Below are 18,232 nucleotides of genomic sequence, written 5' to 3'. Positions count from 1 at the left end.
GCCGCGATCGCCCTCGCGCTGACGGCGCCGACGCGACGAGCTCCTCGACGGTGCGCCGCGGGTCGAACGACGAGAGCGGGTCCTGCGACACGGTGGCGATCCGGGGACGGTCCGGCCGCCGGGACCGTTCCGGCAGGTCGGACCACGGCCGGCCCTCGAACAGCACCCGCCCGGACGTCGGCGCCGTCAGCGCGAGGGCGATCGCGGCCGTCGTGGACTTGCCGGACCCGGACTCCCCCACGATCCCGAGGGTCTCCCCGGTCCGCAGCTCGAAGGACACGTCGTCCACGACGGTGCGGACGACCCGATCGGGTCCTCGGTAGCGCTTGCTGACGTGCGACACCGCGAGGACGACGGACCCCGGCGACGGCACGGGTCGCGAGGCAGGACGGGGTGCCAGCGGCGCGGGCGGCGCGTCGGACAGCCGGGCACCGGGTGCGTGCGCCGAGGGGATCGCCGCGAGCAGCCGCTTCGTGTACGCGTGCTGCGGGTCCCCGAGGACGGCCGCGACGGGGCCCTGCTCGACGACGACGCCGTGCTGCATCACCAGGACCTCGTCGGCGAGCTGTTCGACGACGCCGAGGTCGTGGCTGATGAGCACGAGCCCGGTGCCGCCGGCTCGGAGTTCGTCGAGCAGCGCCAGGATCTGCGCCTGCACGGTGGTGTCGAGCGCGGTGGTCGGTTCGTCGGCGATGAGCACCGCGGGGTCGAGGGCGATCGCGGCGGCGATGAGCGCGCGCTGCCGGAGTCCGCCGGACAACTCCGACGGCAGCTGGCGGGCGCGGAGCTCCGGGGACGGGATCCCGACCCGGGACAGCAGCGTGAGCACCTGCCGTTCCCGCTCGGCGCGCGGCCCGATGCCGTGGGCGCGGAGCGCGTCGGCCACGGACGCACCGACCCGCCGCAGCGGGTCGAGCGAGACGAGGGCGTCCTGCAGGACGTACCCGACCTCCTTGCCGCGGACCCGCCGCCAGGCACCGTCGGACAGGTCGCGCAGGTCGCGGCCGTCGAGCGACAGCCTGGAGGCCGTGGTCACCGACGCGGGCCCGTTCAGTCCGAGCAGCGACCGGGCGGTCACGCTCTTGCCCGAGCCGGACTCGCCGACGATGGCGACGCAGCGGCCGGCCTCGAGCGTGAACGAGACGTCGCGCACGACGGTCCGGTCGCCGAAGGCGACGGAGAGGCCCTGGACGTCGACGACCGGACCGGCGGGTCCGACGCGATCGGGGCCCTGGACGGTGGTCGCGTCGGCGGCGACGGGGGTGACGGAGCTCATCGGGGGCCTCCCGGCTGGGTGGTGGTCTGGACGGCGCGACCGACGGCCGTCAGGGACAGGGCGAGCAGCACGATGACCACGCCGGGCCAGAAGTCGAGCCACCAGGCCTGCTGCAGGTAGTTGCGGCCGGCGTTGAGCATCGCGCCCCACTCCGGTGCCGGCGGCTGGACGCCCATGCCGAGGAAGCCGAGCGCGGAGGCCCAGACGATCGCCTGCCCGATGCCGAGCGTGACGAGCACGGTCAGCGGTCGGAACGCGTTCGGCAGCAGTGTGCGGACCAGCACGTGTCCGGCCGAGTGGCCGAGGGCGCGCTCGGCCTGCACGTACGGTGCGTCGCGCACCGCGAGGACCTGTCCGCGCACCATCCGGGCGTACCCGGGGACGGTCGCGATGCCGACGGCGAGGATCTGCGTGCCCGCGCTGTTGCCGAACACGGCGATCAGGATGAGCGCCAGGAGGATGCCGGGGAAGGCGTACAGGACCTCGATCACGCGGGTCACGACGGCGTCGACGGCCCGGCCGCCGAGTCCGCCGAGGACCCCGAGCACGACGGCTCCGGCCAGTCCCAGCGCGGTCGCACCGACGCCGATGAGCACCGACTGGCCGGCACCGTGCACGACGCGCGAGTACACGTCCCGCCCGGACTGGTCGGTGCCGAAGACGTGCTGGGCACTCGGGGCGTCGAAGCTCTTCCCGAGGTCGATCGCGAGGGGGTCCTGGGTCGCCAGCAGCGACGGCCAGAGCGCCGCCACCGCGACGAGCGCGATGAACGTCGCGGCCACCCAGAAGGAGACGCGGCGGAACGGGTGGGAGGCTCGGCGCACCCGGCGTGGGCCGGCTGCGGCCGGGACCGGGGCCGGGCCCAGGGCCGTCGGTTCGGCAGGTGCGATGGTCGCGGTGGTCATGCTGCGGCTCCGGTCGTGTGGCGCAGCCGTGGGTCGACCACGACGTACGCGATGTCGGTGAGGATGTTCGCCACGACGTAGACGAGTGCCACGACGAACGTGATGCCGATGACGAGCGGCAGGTCCTGCGCGCTCACGGCGGTGACGAGCACCTGGCCGATGCCCTGGCGGGCGAAGACGACCTCGGCGATGACGGCGCCGGAGACGAGCGACCCGAGGCCCCAGCCCGAGAGCGTGACGCCGGGGAGCGCCGCGTGCCGGAGCACGTCCCTCGCGCGGATCGTGGCCTCGGACGTGCCACGGCTGCGGGCGGAGAGCACGAACGGCTGCTGCTGCTTGTCCTCGAACTCGTCGCGGGTGACCTGTCCGAGGAACCCGGCGAGCGGGATCGCGAGGGTCAGGGCCGGCAGGACGATGCCGAGCGGACCCGAGCCGATCACCGGGAACCAGTGCAGCTGCACGGCGAACACCAGGAGCAGCACGAGGCCGAGCCAGAACTGCGGCAGGCCCGCGGCGACGGTCTCGAGCACCGAGCCGACCCGCCCGCGCAGACCGGAACGGCCCGCGGTGAGGAGCGTCGACGTGATGGAGAGCAGCCACGCCAGCACGAGTGCCGTCACCGTGAGGGCGAGGGTCGGTCCGATCTGACCGGCGACCACGCTCGTGACGGACTGCTTCAGCGTGTACGACTCCCCGAAGTCGAGGCGGACCAGGCCCGCGAGGAAGTCGCCGTACTGCGCGAGGAGCGGTCGGTCGAAGCCGTACTGCGCGGTGACCGCGGCCACCGCCTCCTTCGTGGGGTGCGACGCGGCGCCGCCGAGGATGGCGACCGCCGGGTCCCCGGGGACCGCGTGCTCGAGGAAGAACACGATGGTGCCGACGGCGAGGAGCAGGACCACCGCCTCGACGACGCGTCGGGTGACTCGGACCAGCATCAGTTGCCTCCGTCGATCAGGTACGCGTCGCTGAGGACGGGTTCGCCCTCGCTGGGTTCGATCCACACGCCGGCGACGCGGTCAGCGATGCCGAGCCGGGTCTGGATCGGGTAGAGCGGCAGGTTCCAGGCCTTCGCGGTGATGCGCGCCTGCGCCCGGCTGTAGAGGTCGGCCTGCTGCGCCGGGTCCGTCGTCGCCGTGCCCGCGACGAGCAGCCGGTCGAGTTCGTCGTCGTACGCGTAGGCCGAGTTCTGCCCGTTGTCGACGTCGTAGGTCGCCTTCGAGTACTTGATGTACATCACGTGCGGGGTGGGGCTGTTCCAGTAGTTCCCGAGCAGGTCGTACGCCGTCGGGTCGCCCCACACCGCGTTCATCGACGAGGAGTCGAGCGCGCGCAGCACGACCTTGATCCCGACGCGCTTCTCCATCGCCTGGACGTCCTGCAGGATCGTCAGGTCGGCGGGCGGGGTCTCGGCGGAGTCGGCGTTGTACGGCAGCCGGACCGTCAGGGTCGTGCCGTCCTTCGTGCGGTACCCGTCGGCGTCACGCCCGGTCCAGCCCGCGGCGTCGAGCAGGTCAGCGGCCTTGCGCGGGTCGTACGGGAAGGGCTCGTGGTACGCCCGGTCGTAGTGCGGGGTGCCGGAGCTGATGGTGTTGCCCTCGTACGGGAACACCCCGTTGTAGGCGCTCTCCACCGCTTCCTTCGCGTCCGAGGCGTGCACGAAGGCCTGCCGGACACGGACGTCGCTGAACACGGGGCTCGTGGTGTTCATGTCGAGGCTGAACGGCGACCCGGAGTGCACGAAGGTCTGCAGGCTGATCGACGGGTCCGCCTTCGCCAGGCCCTCGCTCTCCGGCGGCACGTTGAAGACCACGTCCGCCTCGCCGGAGCTGAGCGCGCCGTACCGGGTCGTGTTGTCCTTGAGGAATTTCCACGTGATGCCGTCGAGGTACGCCGGCCCCTGGTGCTTCGCGTCCTCCGGTGGGCTGGAGTACGACGCGTTCCGGACGAGTTCGACGTCCCGCTCGTGGTTCCAGCGCTGCACGACGAAGGGCCCGGTCCCCACCGGCGACTCGCAGTTCGCCGCGAGCCCCCGCGCCATGGCCTTCGGCGACTCCATGCCGAAGAACGCCTGCGACAGCGCGGCGAGCAGCGGCGAGTACGGCCGCTTCAGGTCGATCCGCACGACGTGGTCGCTGATGGCCGTGGCCTTCTCGAAGTACCCGGTCAGGTAGAGCAGGTCGGTGCTCGACTGCGTCGCCGGGTCGAGGATCTGCGTGAAGTTGTCCACCACCGCCTGCGCGTCGAACGGGGTGCCGTCCGTGAACTCCACGCCCCGCTTCAGCGTGAAGTCGTACTGCGTGCCGTCGTCCGAGATCCGCCAGCTCGTCGCGAGCCACGGCACGACGCTGCCGTCACGCTGCAGGGACACGAGCGAGTCGAGGTACTGCCGGGCGATGTACGTCTGCGGCATGTCCCCGGAGTTGTGCGGGTCGAGGCACGTCGGCTCGCGGTCCGTCGCGTAGACGAGCGTCCCGCCGCGCACCGGACCCGTGTCGCGGGTCGCGGAGACGGCACCGGCCGAGCAGCCGGCCAGGACCACGGAGGCGGTGACGGCGGCGGCCAGTGCGGCGACCACGCGACGGCGGACGGCGCGGCCGGGCCGAGGGGCCGGGGCGCCGGGCTGGACGGTGTCGGATCGGGTCATGTCGAGGACCGTAGGCAGTGCTGCGGGCGCACCGCGAGCCTCCCGACACGCACCGCAACCCGCCGTCACGGGACGTCGTGGAACCGCTCCAGGGACGTCATCCGACGTCATGTCGGACGGGCTGCGACCGGTCCGCGTCACGGTTCGTCACCGGCGTCCCGACCACCCGTCGACGCCCATATCGTGGCGCGCATGGAGCAGCGCACGATGGGCCGGTCGGGTGCGCCCGTCAGCGCGCTGACCCTCGGGACCCGGGCGCTCGCCGGGGTCGCGACGCGGGACCTCGACGGCGCGGCACGGCTGGTCGTCGACGGACTCGACCGGGGCATCACCGCCGTCGACGTCTCCGACGCGCACGGTGGCGGGCTCGCCGAGGTCGCGGTCGGCGCTGCGCTCGCCGACCGGCGCGACGACGTCTTCCTGTCCGTCCGCTTCGGCGACCCGACCGACGGCGACCCCGCCCACCGCGGCGCCGGTCGGCGGTGGATGTTCCGAGCCGTCGAGCGGAGCCTCTCCCGGCTCGGCACCGACGTCATCGACCTCTACCAGCCCGCGCGGCCCGACCCCGCGACGGCGCTCGACGAGACGCTCGACGCGCTCGCGGACCTGGTCGGACAGGGCAAGATCCGGGCGTTCGGGATCCCCGGGTTCCCCGCCGAGGAGCTCGTCGAGGCCCAGTGGCTCCGCTCCGGGGCGAAGCGCGCCACCGCGACGCACGCGCCGTACTCGGTGCTGACCCGGACGGCCGAGCGGACCGTGTTCCCGGTCGCCAGGCGGTTCGGCCTCGGGGTCCTGGCCGGCGCACCGCTCGCGGGCGGGTGGCTCGCCGGTGCCTACCGGATCGGCACCGTGCAGCCGCGGTCGCCACACAGCGTCGCGCGGCCGGCGGAGTACGACATCGGCGCGCCGGCCAACCGTCGGAAGCTCGAGGCCGTCGACCGGCTCGGGCTGCTCGCGGACGAGGCCGGGCTCACCCTGCTCGAACTCGCCGTCGGGTTCGCGCTGACCCACCCGGACGTGGCCTCGGTGGTGGTCGGTCCGCGGACCGTGTCGCACGTGGACGCCTACGCGCAGGCCGCCGAGGTCGTGCTCGACGACGACCTGCTCGACGCGGTCGACGCGGTGGTGGCGCCCGGGACGCACCTGCTCGAGCAGGACACCGGCGTGCTGCTGGCGGCGCTGTCCCGGGAGCGGTTGCGGGGGCGCGTCCGCGTGTGAGGGTGCGCTGGGGGTCGTCCCGCGCGTGGGGTGCGGAATCGCACGTGGTGGGTCGAAACGCGCGTAGGAGGTCGTTCCTTCCGACACGCAACGCGCGGAACGACTTACCATCGCAGACGCGATGGGTCAGAACGTGCGCCGGGACGGACTGGAGGCTCGGTGCCAGCTGGCACCGAGCCTCCAGTCCGTCATGGGTGCGTCAGGAGACGGCGCCGGAGCGCGCACCTGCCCACAGGTCGACGTCGGTGATGCCGACGGAGTGCTCGTCGATGGTCCGGAGCTCCTCGTCGGTGAAGGACAGGTTCGCCAGGGCGGCGACGTTGTCCTCGAGCTGGGAGACGCGTGATGCCCCGATCACGAGCGAGGTGACGCGCTCGTCGCGGAGCGCCCAGGCGAGGGCGAGCTGCGCCAGGGACTGGCCGCGCGCCTCGGCGACGGCGTTCAGCGCGTTGAGGTGCTGGACGACCTCCGGCGTGATCGACGACGGGTCGAGCGTCTTGCCGGCGGCCGCGCGGGAGTCCGCGGGCACACCATCGAGGTAACGGCCGGTCAGCAGGCCCTGGGCCAGCGCGGTGAACCCGATGACCCCGAAGCCGAGCTCGCCAGCCGCGTCGAGGAGCCCCTCGGTCTCGATCCAGCGGTTCAGCATCGAGTACGAGGGCTGGTGGATCAGGAGTGGGGTGCCGAGGTCACGGAGGATCTCGACGGCTTCGCGGCTGCGGGCCGCGTCGTACGAGGAGATGCCGACGTACAGCGCCTTGCCCTGCTGCACGGCGGTGTGCAGTGCGCCCATGGTCTCCTCGAGCGGCGTCGAGGAGTCGAGGCGGTGGGAGTAGAAGACGTCGACGTAGTCGAGTCCCATCCGGGTCAGGGACTGGTCGAGCGAGGCGAGGACGTACTTGCGCGACCCGCCGCCCTGGCCGTACGGGCCGGGCCACATGTCCCAGCCGGCCTTCGTCGAGACGACCATCTCGTCGCGGTACGGGCGGAAGTCCTCGCGCATGAGCCGGCCGAAGTTGACCTCGGCGGCGCCGTAGGGCGGGCCGTAGTTGTTCGCGAGGTCGTGGTGCGTGATGCCGAGGTCGAACGCGCGACGGCTGATCGCCCGCTGGTCCTCGAAGGGCATGTCGTCCCCGAAGTTGTGCCAGTAGCCCAGGGAGAGCAGCGGCAGGTCGAGGCCGGAGCGGCCCGTCCGGCGGTACGTCATCGAGTCGTAGCGGTCGTCGCTGGCGATGTAGGTCATGCTCCGAGCCTGGCACGGGGCACCCGGGTGGGCACCGATCCACCGTACGAGATGTCACACGGAACCGGTACCGTGCTGGCATGACCGCGCTCCGAACGGCCACCCCGTGATCGCTCCCGCCGCCGGGCTCGTCCCCGCGCTGGTCTTCCTGCTGCTCTACGTGCTGTGCCGTCGGCACGACCGGCGGATGCTGCGGAACGGGGTCTTCCTCACCGCCGCCGTCCTGTTCGGTGCGGCCGCGGTGGTGTCGATCCTCACCGCAGCCGTCCCCGGGTTCGGCGTCGTCAGCGGACTCGTGGTGCTGCTCGTCCCGCTCGCCGTCGTCGCCCTCGGGGTCGCCCTCGTCGTGAACGGCGTGCAGATGCTCCGGCGCGAGGGCCGCAGCCTCGGCAACCTGCTCTCGCTCGTCGCCGGCGTGCTCGTGTTCGTGCTGCCGACCGTCGCCGTCGTGGTGTTCACCGTCGCCACCGGGGGTCAGCAGACCGCTGTCGGTTCCGTGGCGGTGTCGGCCGTCGTGCTGCTCGTGTTCCTCTGCGTGTACGTGGCGCTCGCCTTCGTCGCGTTCGCGGTGTACTCCGTCGTCTACGGGCGGATGCGGTTCCGCGAGACGCCGGACGCGATCGTGGTGCTCGGCTCCGGGCTCGTCCGTGGCGACGTCCCGCCGCTGCTTCGGAGCCGTCTCGACCGGGCACTCGCGCTGTACCGCACGGAGCTCGCGGCCGGCCGGCGTCCGGTGCTGATCCCGTCCGGCGGACAGGGCTCCGACGAACCACGGGCCGAGGGGACGGCGATGGCCGAGTACCTGCTCGCGAACGGCGCAGCACCCCGGGGACGTCCTGCCCGAGACCGCGTCGAGGTCCACGCGGGAGAACCTCCGCTTCTCGCGCGCGGTGCAGACCGAGGCGGGACGGGACGGCCACGTCGTCGTCGTGACGAACAACTACCACGTGCTGCGGGCCGCGGTGCTGGCCCGGCAGCTCGACCTGCCGGCGCAGGTGATCGGCTCGCCCACGGCGCCGTACTACGTGCCGAGCGCGTTCCTGCGGGAGTTCATCGCGGTCATCGTCGAGCACCGGTGGTTGAACCTCGTGGCGTTCCTGCCGTTCGTCGCCTTCACCGGGTTCCTGCTCTGGGAGTCGTTCCAGCAGCGGTGACGGGGCTGCGACCGGTGCTCGTGCTGCGGCTGCGGCTGCGGCTGCGGTCACCGCTGCCGCTGCTGACGCCGCTCGGTAGGATCTCCACCATGGTCGAGATCCCTGGGCCGCGTCCGACCGACCTGCTGACGATCGGTGAGGTCGTCGCGCGGACGGGCGTCGCCGCGTCGGCGCTGCACTTCTACGAGCGCAAGGGCCTGATCCGCCCCGAACGGACCGACGGCGGCACGCGCCTGTACCCGCGGCACATGGAGCGGCGGATCGCCATCATCCAGGTCGCCAAGCGGCTCGGCATCCCCCTGAGCGAGGTCGCCGACCAGTTCGCGGCCCTCCCCGAGGACCGGATGCCGTCACTGCGGGACTGGGCCCGGCTGAACGAGCGGTGGCGGGCACGACTCCGCGCCCGCCAGCTCGAGCTCGCGCGGCTGCAGGAGGAGATGACCCGCTGCATCGGCTGCGGGTGCGTCTCCCTCAACGCCTGCCTGGTCGTGAACCCCGGGGACGCGCTCGGCTCCGAGGGGCACGGCGCCCGACGGCTGCTCCCGATCGAGGACGACGAGGGGGCGGTGGGCGCGGAAGGCGTCGAGCACGCCGAGGGTGCCGCCTAGGACCCGGCCGGTCGGAGCCCGTCGTCGAACCGCGTCAGCAGCGCGACGGCGTCGGCCACCCGGCCCGAGTCGTCGGTCGTCGCGTCGCCCAGCGCCGCACGGAGCCTGCCCGCCCAGTGCGCACGCAACACCCGGATGTTCGCGGCCGCCTGCTCGGTGGCGAACAGCTGCACGAGCCGGGCGTCGCGGGGGTCGGCACGTCGGTCGACCATGCCCTTCGCCACGAGCGACCGGAGCGCGGCGCTGAGGTTGCTCCGCTGCAGTGCCGTCGCCTCGGCCGTGGCGCTGGGTGACGTCCCCGGGTGCATGTCGACCCACCGCAGGACGAGGACCTCGGTCCCGGTGAGCGGCACGACGTCGAGGGCCGAGCTGCCGTTCGGGTCGATCTCGCGCGAGACCCGGAGCACGAGGTCCGCGAGGTCGGCGAGCGCCTCGTCGGTCACGGCGGAGTCCATGGGTGCACTGTAGCGCCGATCGTCAACGGTTATGCAATCATAACCAATTGGGTTATGATCACATCATCATGACGACGGACACCGGTACCATCCGCGCGGACATCGCGACACCCACGACCCGGCAGCAGGGCATCACGACCGCCCTGCTGCTCGTGCTCGGCCTGCTCAGCGCCGTGGCACCCTTCGCCACCGACCTGTACCTGCCGGCCTTCCCCGAGATGACGACCCAGCTGCAGACCTCGGCGACCACCGTGCAGCTCACCCTGACCGCGTTCCTGGTCGGTGTGACCGTCGGGCAGCTCGTCTTCGGGCCGCTGTCCGACCGGTTCGGCCGGGTCCCCCCGCTCGTCGCCGGGGCCGTGCTGTGCGTCCTCGCGAGCGCGGCTGCGGTCTTCGCGCCCAGCATCGGCGTGCTCATCGCTGCCCGACTGCTGCAGGGGCTCGGCGGAGCGGCCGGCATGGTCATCAGCCGCGCGGTCATCTCCGACCTGGCCACCGGCAAGCCCGCCGCACGGGCGTTCTCGCTCATGATGATCGTCGGTGGCGTGGCCCCGGTCGTCGCACCGCTGCTCGGCGGACTGCTCACCGGTCCGATCGGCTGGCGCGGGCTGCTCACGATCGTGCTCGGGCTGTCGGTCGTCATGCTCGTCGCAGTGCTGGCCGTGATCCGCGAGACCCACCTGCGCTCCCGCCGTGACGAGGTCCGCGCTGAGCGCCAGGCGACCGGATCGCCGCTGCGGGCCCTCCGCTCGCGCACGTTCCTCGGCTACACGGCGGTGTTCGGCTTCGCGTTCGCGGTGATGATGGCGTACATCTCGGCGTCGCCGTTCCTGTACCAGGAGATGATCGGCTTCGGCACGGTCGAGTACGGGATCGCGTTCGGCATCAACGCCCTGGCGCTGATGGGCGTCAGCATCCTGTCCGCCAAGCTCACCGAGCGCCACTCCGTGCGGGGCGTGCTGTCCCTCGGCATCGTGCTCGTCCTCGCGTCGACGGTGGCCTTCGCCGTGCTCGTCGCGACCAGCGCCCCGGTGATCGCCCTGGCCGTGCCGCTGTTCACCGCGGTCGGCAGCCTCGGCCTGGTGCTCGGCAACGCGACGGCGCTGGCACTCGGAGCCGTGCCGTCCGCTGCCGGCAGTGCGTCGGCGGTGCTCGGCGCGCTGCAGTTCGGCCTCGCTGCGCTGGTGTCGCCGCTGGTGAGCATCGGCGGGTCCACGACGGCCGCTCCCCTGGCGATCGTGATGCTCGCTGCGGCGGTCGTCGCGGTGCTCGCGCTGCTGGCCGCGCGCGGAAGGACCGTGCGCACGGCCTGAGCTGCCGCGAGACACCGGTGTTCGTCAGTCGCACCGCGGACATCCGCGGCGTGAACGAGGAACGCCGGTGTTTTGCCGGCTCGCCCGCGCCCGTGTCAGCGCGCGACGGGCCTCGCCGGACGCAACACCGGCAGCCGCGGCATCAGCCAGTCGACCCACACGAGCCGGGCGGCCGGGGCCACGGCGAGCGCCCACGCCACCGAGGCCAGCGCGTCGGTCGGGTAGTGCACCGCGTCGATCGTCACCGAGAACCACACGACGACGACGGCCACCGTGCCCACGACGACGGCGACCCCGTGCCACCGGGTGTCGCGCAGCACCCAGCACACCGCGATGGTGAACGCCACCATGAACACCGTGTGCCCGCTCGGGTAGCCCGGGTCCGGCTGCACGGGGAACGGGTGCGGCAGCACGCTGACGTCGGGCCGGGCGCGGTGCACGAGCTCCTTGACGATCGCCGACGGCACCCACGTGATCGCGACCACCCCGGCGAAGGCAGCAGCCGGCCGGATGTTCCGCTGCACCGCCCAGATCACCCCGGTGACGACGACGGTGACGATGATCGCCGGCACGGGGCTGATCGCGTGGTAGACGCCGTCGGTGAACGCCCGGAGCGCTCCGGTGTGCAGCTCGTTGAGGGCCTTCGCGAGACCGATGTCGACGGTGCCCAGGAAGAACCCGACGACGGTCAGGACGAGCACCGCGGCGATGCCGATCACGAGCGTCGACAGCGGGTACGCGGACCGGACGAGGATGCCGTTCGCGTCGGGCTCTCGTCGGCGGGGGCGGAGCGGCGGCGCGTCGTCGATCATCCGACCATCGTCCCAGCCCGACGGGCGAAGTCACGGCTCGGTCCGATCAGAGAACACACAGGACGCCAGGACACCGGACGCCAGAGAACACTCAGGACGCCGACACCGACTAGACCGGGAGGAGTCCACCACGAGAGGAACCGCATGCCAACCGTCGCCGAGACCATCGTCGCCACGCTCCGCGAGAACGACGTCCACCGCGTCTACGGTCTCCCCGGGGACTCCCTCAACGGCTTCACCGACGCCATCCGCAAGGACGGCACGATCAGCTGGGAGCACGTCCGCCACGAGGAGGCGGCCGCGTTCGCCGCGGCGGCCGAAGCCGACCTGACCGGGGACCTCGCGGTCTGCGCGGGCAGCTGCGGACCGGGCAACCTGCACCTGATCAACGGCCTCTACGATGCGAACCGATCCCGCGTGCCCGTCCTCGCGATCGCTGCGCACATCCCCACGGCGGAGATCGGCACCGGGTACTTCCAGGAGACCCACCCGCAGGAGCTCTTCCGCGAGTGCTCCGTCTACGTCGAGTACGTCGCCGACCCGGTCCAGATGCCCCGCCTGCTCGAGATCGCGATCCGCGAGGCCGTCGAGAAGCGTGGCGTGGCCGTGCTCGTCATCCCCGGCGACGTCCTGCTCGCCGAGGCGAAGGACGCCCGTGCGGTCCGGATCGACCGCGCAGAGCCGCGCATCATCCCCTCCGACGCCGAGCTCCAGCGCACGGCCGACCTGCTGAACGGCGCCGACAGGATCACGATCCTCGCGGGTGCCGGTGTCGCGGGCGCGCACGACGAGGTCGTCGCCCTCGCGGAACGCCTGCAGGCCCCGATCGTGCACGCGATGCGCGGCAAGGAGCACATCGAGTGGGACAACCCGTACGACGTCGGGATGACCGGGCTGCTCGGGTTCGCGTCGGGCTACCGCGCGATGGAGGACGCCGACGTCGTCCTCATGCTCGGCACCGACTTCCCCTACCCCCAGTTCTTCCCCGCGAAGGCGAAGCACGTGCAGGTCGACATCCGCGGCGAACAGCTCGGCAAGCGGCACCCGGTCGACATCGGCCTGGTCGGCACCGTGAAGGACACCGCTCTCGGACTCCTGCCCCTGCTGACCGCGTCGAAGCCGGCGCACCACCTGGAGGACGCCCGCAAGCACCACCGGAAGACCCGGGAGAAGCTGGACGACCTGGCCGTGCCCGCCGGGAAGCACAAGCCCCTGCACCCGCAGTACGTCGCCAGGGTCCTCGACCAGCTCGCCGCCGACGACGCCGTGTTCATCCCGGACGTCGGCTCCCCCGTCGTCTGGGCGTCGCGCTACCTCACGATGAACGGCAAGCGGCGGCTGATCGGGTCGTTCTGGCACGGATCGATGGCGAACGCGATGCCGCAGGCGATCGGCGCGCAGACCGCGTTCCCCGACCGGCAGGTGATCGCGATGGCGGGCGACGGTGGCCTGACGATGCTCCTCGGTGAGCTCGTCACGATCATGCAGAACAAGCTGCCGGTGAAGATCGTCGTGTTCGACAACTCGTCGCTGAACTTCGTCGAGCTCGAGATGAAGGCCGCCGGCTTCGTGAACTTCGGTACCGAGCTGACGAACCCCGACTTCGCCGCGGTGGCCGAGGCGATCGGGCTGAAGGGCTTCCGGGTCGACGAATCCGACCAGTTGGAGGATGCGCTCGCCGCCGCCCTCGCCCATGACGGGCCGGCCCTGGTCTCCGTCAAGGCGAACCGGCAGGAGCTGTCGATGCCGCCGGCGGTCACGCTGGAGCAGGCGAAGGGCTTCACGCTCTACGCGATCCGCACCGTCCTGAGCGGCCGCGGCGACGAGCTGCTCGACCTGGCGTCGACCAACTTCCGGCAGTTCGTCTGACGCGACGGGAGGCCCGGCGCGCGCTGGTACCGAGCCTCCCGTCCGCCTGACGGTGCAACCGGTCAGCCGAGCGGGCCGTCAGGTGACACGGGTGCGGGCGTCGAGAGTGAACTCGTTGCCCTCAGGTCCATGAGCTCGACGCTGCGGATGCCGAGAGACTCCAGGCCGGGGCGCGCGAACTCCGTGCCGAGGTCGAGGAGCCGGTGGAGCTCATGGCTCACGGCCCGAGCGCTGACTCGATGCGTGCGATCGTCGCCCGCATGGCGAACTCGTCCGCGTACGGCTCCCCGTCGAGCAGCCACAAGTGCACGCGGCCGGAACCGGCGGTGCTCGACGTCAGGCGGACCGCGATCCCCCAGCGACTGGTACTGCCGAGCGGTGTCGGCTCGTCGAACACGTCGAAACCGCTGATCTCCCGTCGTGTCGCGATCAGCGTCCCCTCCTCGCCGGCACGAGTGGGCCAGCTCGTCAGGCCGTTCGTGTCGAAGCCGAGATCACAGGGGAACGCGACCCGGAGGCCCGGACTCCATGCCGCCAGCTCAGCGGCGGTCGAGCCCGTGGAGTGGGCGTTGACGAAGAGGGTGCCCGGGTGCGCTTCGCTCGCCGTCCGGAGGCGATCGCGTCGGCGGCGGTTCACGACCGTGATGAGGAGCGCCGCGCCGAAACCGACCGTGACGATCCCACCCAGGCGGAGCACCTGGAGGACCTCCTCGACGCCTGCGGTACTGACACGGACCGCCAGGACGATCGTCGCGATGCCGAAGACCGCGGTGAGGCAGGTGAGGAGGACCGTCGATGGACGCACACGTCGACCATCCCAGACCACGGGACGAAGGGCGCCTTCCGTCCCCGGGTGTCGGGAGCCGAGCTCCACCCTCGACGTGATCCGCACCGTCCTTGACGGACGCGGCGACGAGCTGCTCGACCTGGCGTCGACGAACTTCCGCCAGTTCATCTGACGCGGGGGGGGGACCCAGCCACGGTCGGACTGGAGGCCCGGTGCCAGCTGGTACCGAGCCTCCAACCCGTCACGCAGTCACGATGCGCGTGCAGTGGCGCGATCGTCAGCGGGGCAGGGTCCAGCGGACGTCGCGGGAGCCCGCTGGCCGTCAGGCGCGCTGGCCCACCGCCGGACGCGTCAGGCGCCCGCACCGCCGTCGACGGGGATCATCGCGCCGGTCACCATCGCGGCACGGTCGCTCAGGAGCCACGCGGCGACCTCGGCGACCTCCTCGGGCTCCGCCATCCGTCCGAGCGGGATCGAGGCGTTGACCTGCTCGATGATGCCCGGGGTCGCCGCCTCCCAGGCGTCGATCATCTCGGTCGCGGTGCCGCCCGGGGTGATCCCGTTCACCCGGATGCGGTCGGACGCCCAGGTCACGGCCGCGGTCTCGGTGATGCTGTTGAGCGCCCGCTTCATGGCGCCGTACGCGGGGAGTGCCGGGTTCGCGCGCCGGCTGCCGATGCTCGAGGTGTTCACGATGGCTCCGGCACCCGTCCGGCGCATCAGGGCAGCCTCAGCGGTCATCGCGACCCAGTGCCCGCGGAAGTTCACGGCGAACTGCGCGTCGATGTCCTCGTCGCTCGTCGTGTCGAGCGGCCCGGGGTGCTGGATCGTCGCGCCGTTGTTGAACGCACCGTCGAGGCGTCCGTGGAGCTCGTCGACGCGCGTGACGGCAGCGCGGATGCTTTCCGGGTCGGCGAGGTCGAGCGGGACGGCGTCGGCGACCCCGCCGGCCGCGCGGACCTGGTCGACGACGGTCTCGAGCGCTGCGGTGTCCCGGGCGGCGAGCACGACGGCCGCACCTTCCCGGGCGAAGAGCCGGGCCGCTGCGGCTCCGATGCCGCGGCTGGCGCCGGTGATGAACACGACCTTGCCGGTGAGCAGGCCGATCGGAGCGGTCGTGGACGTGTCGGGAGTGGACTGGATGCTGTTCTCGGTCATGGCGTCAGCGTCCCCCGGCGTCGATCGGCGCAGCCAGGTACGACCGGTACCACGACGGCAGCGGCGCACCGGGCGCAGACTCCTGGCATGGACAAGCAGGAGTTGGCGGCGTTCCTCCGTTCGCGGCGGGAGCGGTTGCAGCCGTCGGACGTCGGCCTCGTGACGGGCGCGCGACGGCGGACGCCCGGACTGCGGCGTGAAGAGGTGGCCGTCCTGGCCCACATCTCGACCGAGTACTACGTGCGACTCGAGCAGGGCCGCGCGCCCCGGCCGTCCGCCGAGGTGCTCGCCGGCATCGCCGGGTCGCTCCGCCTCTCTGCCGTCGAGTCGGCGCACCTGCACACCCTGGCGGGCACGGCGCCGCTCCACCACGGACGGGTGCGCCGCGACGTCCGGCCGAGCATCATCGCCCTCGTCGAGCGCCTGCCGCAGACGGCGGCGATCGTGCTCTCCGCCACGTTCGAGGTCCTCGCGTGGAACCCGCTCGCGGCCGCGCTCATGGAGGACTTCGGTGCGCGGCTCCCGTCCGAGCGGAACCTCGCCCGGCAGGCGTTCCCGCCCGGGTCGCACCCCGAGGACACGGTGCCGCCCTACGGCATCTCCGACGGTGCCGAGTTCCGCCAGCACGTCGTCCGGCAGCTGCGTGCCGTCCGGGCGGAGTACCCGGAGGACCCGTCCGTCGTCGGGCTCGTCGACGAGCTCCGGGCGGACAACGCGGAGTTCGCGCGGCTGTGGGACCGTCACGACGTCCCGACGACGACTGTGCTGTCCAAGACGTTCGACCACCCCGTGGTCGGCCCGGTGACGGTCGACTGCGACAGCCTCGCCCTGGTCGACCGCGGCCAGTGGCTCGTGCTCTACACGGCACCGACGGGCTCACCGGACGCCGACGCCCTCGCACTCCTCGGTGTGCTGGGAGTCGAGGGCGTCCGCGCCGGGTGACCGGTCGTCGTCACCGTGATGTGGGGTCGTCGTCGACCCCGCATCACGGGTGGTCGATCAGAAGGCGGGGGTCCCGCCCGCGATCGTGATGGTCGAGCCCGACTGGTAGCTCGACTCCGGGCTGACCAGGTGCACGTACGCGGCACCGAGTTCTGCCGGCTGGCCGGGGCGACCGAACGGCGAGTCCCCACCGAACTGCGACACCGTCTCGGCGTCGTCGGAGCCCGGCTGCAGCGGCGTCCACACGGGGCCGGGCGCGACCGAGTTCACCCGGATGCCCTTCGGCGCGAGCTGCTGGGCGACGGCCTCGGTGAAGAGCTTGATGGCACCCTTCGAGACGGCGTAGTCGATCTTGTCCGGCGTCGGCGACGACGCCTGGATCGAGCCGGTCGTGACGATCGTCGAACCGGGCTCGAGGTGCGGCACGGCGGCCTTCGTCAGCCAGAACAGCGAGTAGATGTTCGTCTTGAACGTCGAGTCGAACATCTCGGTGTCGAGCGTGAGGATGTCCTCGTTGCTCTCCATGCGCCCGGCGACCATCACGAGGGTGTCGAGGCCACCGAGCTCGTCGACGGCCTTCTGGACGAGGTCCTTGCAGTACTGCTCGTCGGAGATGTCCCCGGGCACGAGCACCGCACGACGTCCTTCGCCCTCGAGCAGGTCGCGGACCTGCTCGGCGTCCTCCTGCTCGTCGGGGAGGTAGGACAGCACCAGGTCGGCGCCTTCACGCGACAGCGCGATCGCGGCGGCACGGCCGATGCCCGAGTCGGCACCGGTGACGATGCCGCGGTAGCCGGTCAGGCGCTCGCGGCCGACGTAGCTCTCCTCGCCGTGGTCCGGCTTCGGGTCCATCTTCCAGGCGGCTCCGGGGAGCGACTGCTCCTGCTTCGGGAACGGCGGGGCGGGGTAGAGGCTGTTCGGGTCACGCTTGTCGTACTGGCTCATGGACCCAGTGTGCTCAGCGCGCCGGGGCGGCCGTCCAGCCAGCTGGTCGCGACCAGAAGGCGACCGAACGGCGGACTGGAGGCTCGGCGCGGGCTGGCACTGAGCCTCCAGTCCGTCAGGTGGTTCAGATGCCGGCCGTGGAGCGGATCCAGGACGCGGACTGCGAGAGCAGCGCGTAGTTGGAGCCGGCCGACGTGTTCGCGCCGGGGTCAGCGCTGTCGCCGGTCGAGCAGACCGCAACGACCTTGCCGCCGACCAGCAGCGGCCCGCCGGAGTCCCCGTGGTTGGAGGCGCCGCTCACGCCCGTGACGTGCTGCGCGCGACCGCCGAAGGCGTCGGTGCTCGCACCCGTGAGGGAGACGCTCGCCTGGTACAGACCGTCGGACTGGACGGCGTTCGCCCGCAGACCGTAGCCCTGGATCGTGCCCGTGCCGGTCGACTTCGCGGTCGCTGCCAGGTCCAGCGGCGCGTACGAGGACAGGCTGTAGGTGCTCCGCAGGTGCACGAGGGCGATGTCCCCGGTCGGGGCCGCGCTCACCCGGTCGACCGCGACCGGGGTCCCGCGGTTGACCGTGGAGTTGGAGTGGTAGACGTTCATCGCGCCGATGCCGTCGATGCAGTGGCGGGCGGTGAGCACCCACGAGGCGGAGACCTGCTCGCCGGTGCAGGTGCTGACGTACCCGGACGGGATGGAGCCGCCGGAAGCCTGGAGCTGGACGTCCCAGGCGGTGGACGGCGCCTTCTCCCCGCCGACGACCTGGGGGCTGGCGGTCAGGGCCGAGGCGGGGGCGGCGGCGAACACGCCACCGGCGACGACGACGACCGCGGCGAACGCGGCTGCGATGGACTTCTTCATGACGACTCCTCTGTCGGACGAAGCAGGGTCGTTGCAGTGTGCAACTG

The 18,232-nt window shown here is 72.0% G+C and carries 16 protein-coding genes; 5 read left to right on the top strand and 11 right to left on the bottom strand.

Annotation, left to right across the window (positions count from 1 at the left end):
- From OXR63_RS17990 to OXR63_RS01885, 4 genes are all read right to left on the bottom strand, one after another.
- The coding region (locus OXR63_RS17990) for an ATP-binding cassette domain-containing protein (protein ID WP_276589199.1) at window positions 1-1,276 on the bottom strand (1,276 nt) is incomplete at its 3' end.
- Window positions 1,273-2,181: an ABC transporter permease gene (locus OXR63_RS01895; protein WP_267419667.1), complete on the bottom strand. Its 909-nt coding sequence runs from the start codon at window positions 2,179-2,181 to the stop codon at window positions 1,273-1,275. The genes OXR63_RS17990 and OXR63_RS01895, both read right to left, overlap by 4 nt.
- The gene (locus OXR63_RS01890; protein WP_267419666.1) at window positions 2,178-3,116 is read right to left on the bottom strand and encodes an ABC transporter permease; all 939 of its coding nucleotides are present in this window, start codon (window positions 3,114-3,116) and stop codon (window positions 2,178-2,180) included. The genes OXR63_RS01895 and OXR63_RS01890 overlap by 4 nt, the downstream gene beginning before the upstream one ends.
- Entirely contained in the window at window positions 3,116-4,825 is a 1,710-nt protein-coding gene (locus OXR63_RS01885; protein WP_267419664.1) for an ABC transporter substrate-binding protein, read from the bottom strand. Before OXR63_RS01885 ends, OXR63_RS01890 begins: the two co-directional genes overlap by 1 nt.
- Before the next feature lie 192 nt (window positions 4,826-5,017).
- Here OXR63_RS01885 and OXR63_RS01880 point away from each other — a divergent pair, with 192 nt between their 5' ends.
- On the top strand, window positions 5,018-6,043 hold the full coding sequence (locus tag OXR63_RS01880) for an aldo/keto reductase (RefSeq protein ID WP_267419663.1): 1,026 nt from the start codon (window positions 5,018-5,020) through the stop codon (window positions 6,041-6,043).
- Window positions 6,044-6,242: 199 nt separating this feature from the next.
- On the opposite strand, the gene mgrA is transcribed toward OXR63_RS01880, so the two are convergent.
- A complete protein-coding gene (mgrA, locus tag OXR63_RS01875) occupies window positions 6,243-7,286 on the bottom strand; it encodes an L-glyceraldehyde 3-phosphate reductase (protein ID WP_267419662.1) in 1,044 nt (347 codons plus the stop codon).
- A 106-nt stretch (window positions 7,287-7,392) separates the two neighbouring features.
- Here mgrA and soxR point away from each other — a divergent pair, with 106 nt between their 5' ends.
- Window positions 7,393-9,048: a redox-sensitive transcriptional activator SoxR gene (soxR, locus tag OXR63_RS18580; RefSeq protein WP_441315713.1), complete on the top strand. Its 1,656-nt coding sequence runs from the start codon at window positions 7,393-7,395 to the stop codon at window positions 9,046-9,048.
- Here soxR and OXR63_RS01855 read toward each other — a convergent pair.
- Window positions 9,045-9,503: a MarR family winged helix-turn-helix transcriptional regulator gene (locus OXR63_RS01855; RefSeq protein ID WP_267419661.1), complete on the bottom strand. Its 459-nt coding sequence runs from the start codon at window positions 9,501-9,503 to the stop codon at window positions 9,045-9,047. The genes soxR and OXR63_RS01855 overlap by 4 nt on opposite strands.
- A gap of 68 nt (window positions 9,504-9,571) precedes the next feature.
- Between OXR63_RS01855 and OXR63_RS01850 the strand changes: the two genes are divergently transcribed.
- The gene (locus tag OXR63_RS01850; protein WP_267419660.1) at window positions 9,572-10,816 is read left to right on the top strand and encodes a multidrug effflux MFS transporter; all 1,245 of its coding nucleotides are present in this window, start codon (window positions 9,572-9,574) and stop codon (window positions 10,814-10,816) included.
- 95 nt (window positions 10,817-10,911) lie between these two features.
- Here OXR63_RS01850 and OXR63_RS01845 read toward each other — a convergent pair whose 3' ends face one another.
- Window positions 10,912-11,628, bottom strand: a complete 717-nt coding sequence (locus OXR63_RS01845) for a phosphatase PAP2 family protein (RefSeq protein WP_267419659.1) — start codon at window positions 11,626-11,628, stop codon at window positions 10,912-10,914.
- Window positions 11,629-11,772: 144 nt separating this feature from the next.
- Here OXR63_RS01845 and poxB point away from each other — a divergent pair, with 144 nt between their 5' ends.
- The gene (gene poxB, locus OXR63_RS01840; RefSeq protein WP_267419658.1) at window positions 11,773-13,497 is read left to right on the top strand and encodes a ubiquinone-dependent pyruvate dehydrogenase; all 1,725 of its coding nucleotides are present in this window, start codon (window positions 11,773-11,775) and stop codon (window positions 13,495-13,497) included.
- A 217-nt stretch (window positions 13,498-13,714) separates the two neighbouring features.
- Here the strand turns inward: poxB and OXR63_RS01835 are convergent, their stop codons facing one another.
- The gene (locus OXR63_RS01835) at window positions 13,715-14,302 is read right to left on the bottom strand and encodes a hypothetical protein (protein ID WP_267419657.1); all 588 of its coding nucleotides are present in this window, start codon (window positions 14,300-14,302) and stop codon (window positions 13,715-13,717) included.
- 333 nt (window positions 14,303-14,635) lie between these two features.
- Window positions 14,636-15,442 (bottom strand): SDR family NAD(P)-dependent oxidoreductase, encoded by an 807-nt coding sequence (locus OXR63_RS01830; protein WP_267419656.1) that lies wholly within the window; start codon window positions 15,440-15,442, stop codon window positions 14,636-14,638.
- Between the two features lie 87 nt (window positions 15,443-15,529).
- On the opposite strand from OXR63_RS01830, the gene OXR63_RS01825 reads away from it, so the two are divergent.
- Window positions 15,530-16,384 carry a helix-turn-helix transcriptional regulator gene (locus OXR63_RS01825; RefSeq protein WP_267419655.1) on the top strand — a complete coding sequence of 285 codons (855 nt, stop codon included), beginning with the start codon at window positions 15,530-15,532 and terminating at the stop codon, window positions 16,382-16,384.
- A gap of 57 nt (window positions 16,385-16,441) precedes the next feature.
- Here OXR63_RS01825 and OXR63_RS01820 read toward each other — a convergent pair whose 3' ends face one another.
- On the bottom strand, window positions 16,442-17,329 hold the full coding sequence (locus tag OXR63_RS01820; protein WP_267419654.1) for an SDR family oxidoreductase: 888 nt from the start codon (window positions 17,327-17,329) through the stop codon (window positions 16,442-16,444).
- Window positions 17,330-17,453: 124 nt separating this feature from the next.
- Entirely contained in the window at window positions 17,454-18,185 is a 732-nt protein-coding gene (locus OXR63_RS01815; protein WP_267419653.1) for a S1 family peptidase, read from the bottom strand.
- Between the last annotated feature and the right edge of the window lie 47 nt (window positions 18,186-18,232).

The organism is Curtobacterium sp. GC_Cur_3 (assembly GCF_026544205.1).
Taxonomy (GTDB): domain Bacteria; phylum Actinomycetota; class Actinomycetes; order Actinomycetales; family Microbacteriaceae; genus Curtobacterium.
Note: the sequence above shows the minus strand (reverse complement) of the source record. Positions and strands in the feature narration are given on the sequence as shown.

Coding starts and splice junctions, on each gene's coding strand:
- OXR63_RS01895 (WP_267419667.1), bottom strand. CDS start 2,181: ATGACCACCGCGACCATCGCACCTGCCGAACCGACGGCCCTGGGCCCG.
- OXR63_RS01890 (WP_267419666.1), bottom strand. CDS start 3,116: ATGCTGGTCCGAGTCACCCGACGCGTCGTCGAGGCGGTGGTCCTGCTC.
- OXR63_RS01885 (WP_267419664.1), bottom strand. CDS start 4,825: ATGACCCGATCCGACACCGTCCAGCCCGGCGCCCCGGCCCCTCGGCCC.
- OXR63_RS01880 (WP_267419663.1), top strand. CDS start 5,018: ATGGAGCAGCGCACGATGGGCCGGTCGGGTGCGCCCGTCAGCGCGCTG.
- mgrA (WP_267419662.1), bottom strand. CDS start 7,286: ATGACCTACATCGCCAGCGACGACCGCTACGACTCGATGACGTACCGC.
- OXR63_RS01855 (WP_267419661.1), bottom strand. CDS start 9,503: ATGGACTCCGCCGTGACCGACGAGGCGCTCGCCGACCTCGCGGACCTC.
- OXR63_RS01850 (WP_267419660.1), top strand. CDS start 9,572: ATGACGACGGACACCGGTACCATCCGCGCGGACATCGCGACACCCACG.
- OXR63_RS01845 (WP_267419659.1), bottom strand. CDS start 11,628: ATGATCGACGACGCGCCGCCGCTCCGCCCCCGCCGACGAGAGCCCGAC.
- poxB (WP_267419658.1), top strand. CDS start 11,773: ATGCCAACCGTCGCCGAGACCATCGTCGCCACGCTCCGCGAGAACGAC.
- OXR63_RS01830 (WP_267419656.1), bottom strand. CDS start 15,442: ATGACCGAGAACAGCATCCAGTCCACTCCCGACACGTCCACGACCGCT.
- OXR63_RS01825 (WP_267419655.1), top strand. CDS start 15,530: ATGGACAAGCAGGAGTTGGCGGCGTTCCTCCGTTCGCGGCGGGAGCGG.
- OXR63_RS01820 (WP_267419654.1), bottom strand. CDS start 17,329: ATGAGCCAGTACGACAAGCGTGACCCGAACAGCCTCTACCCCGCCCCG.
- OXR63_RS01815 (WP_267419653.1), bottom strand. CDS start 18,185: ATGAAGAAGTCCATCGCAGCCGCGTTCGCCGCGGTCGTCGTCGTCGCC.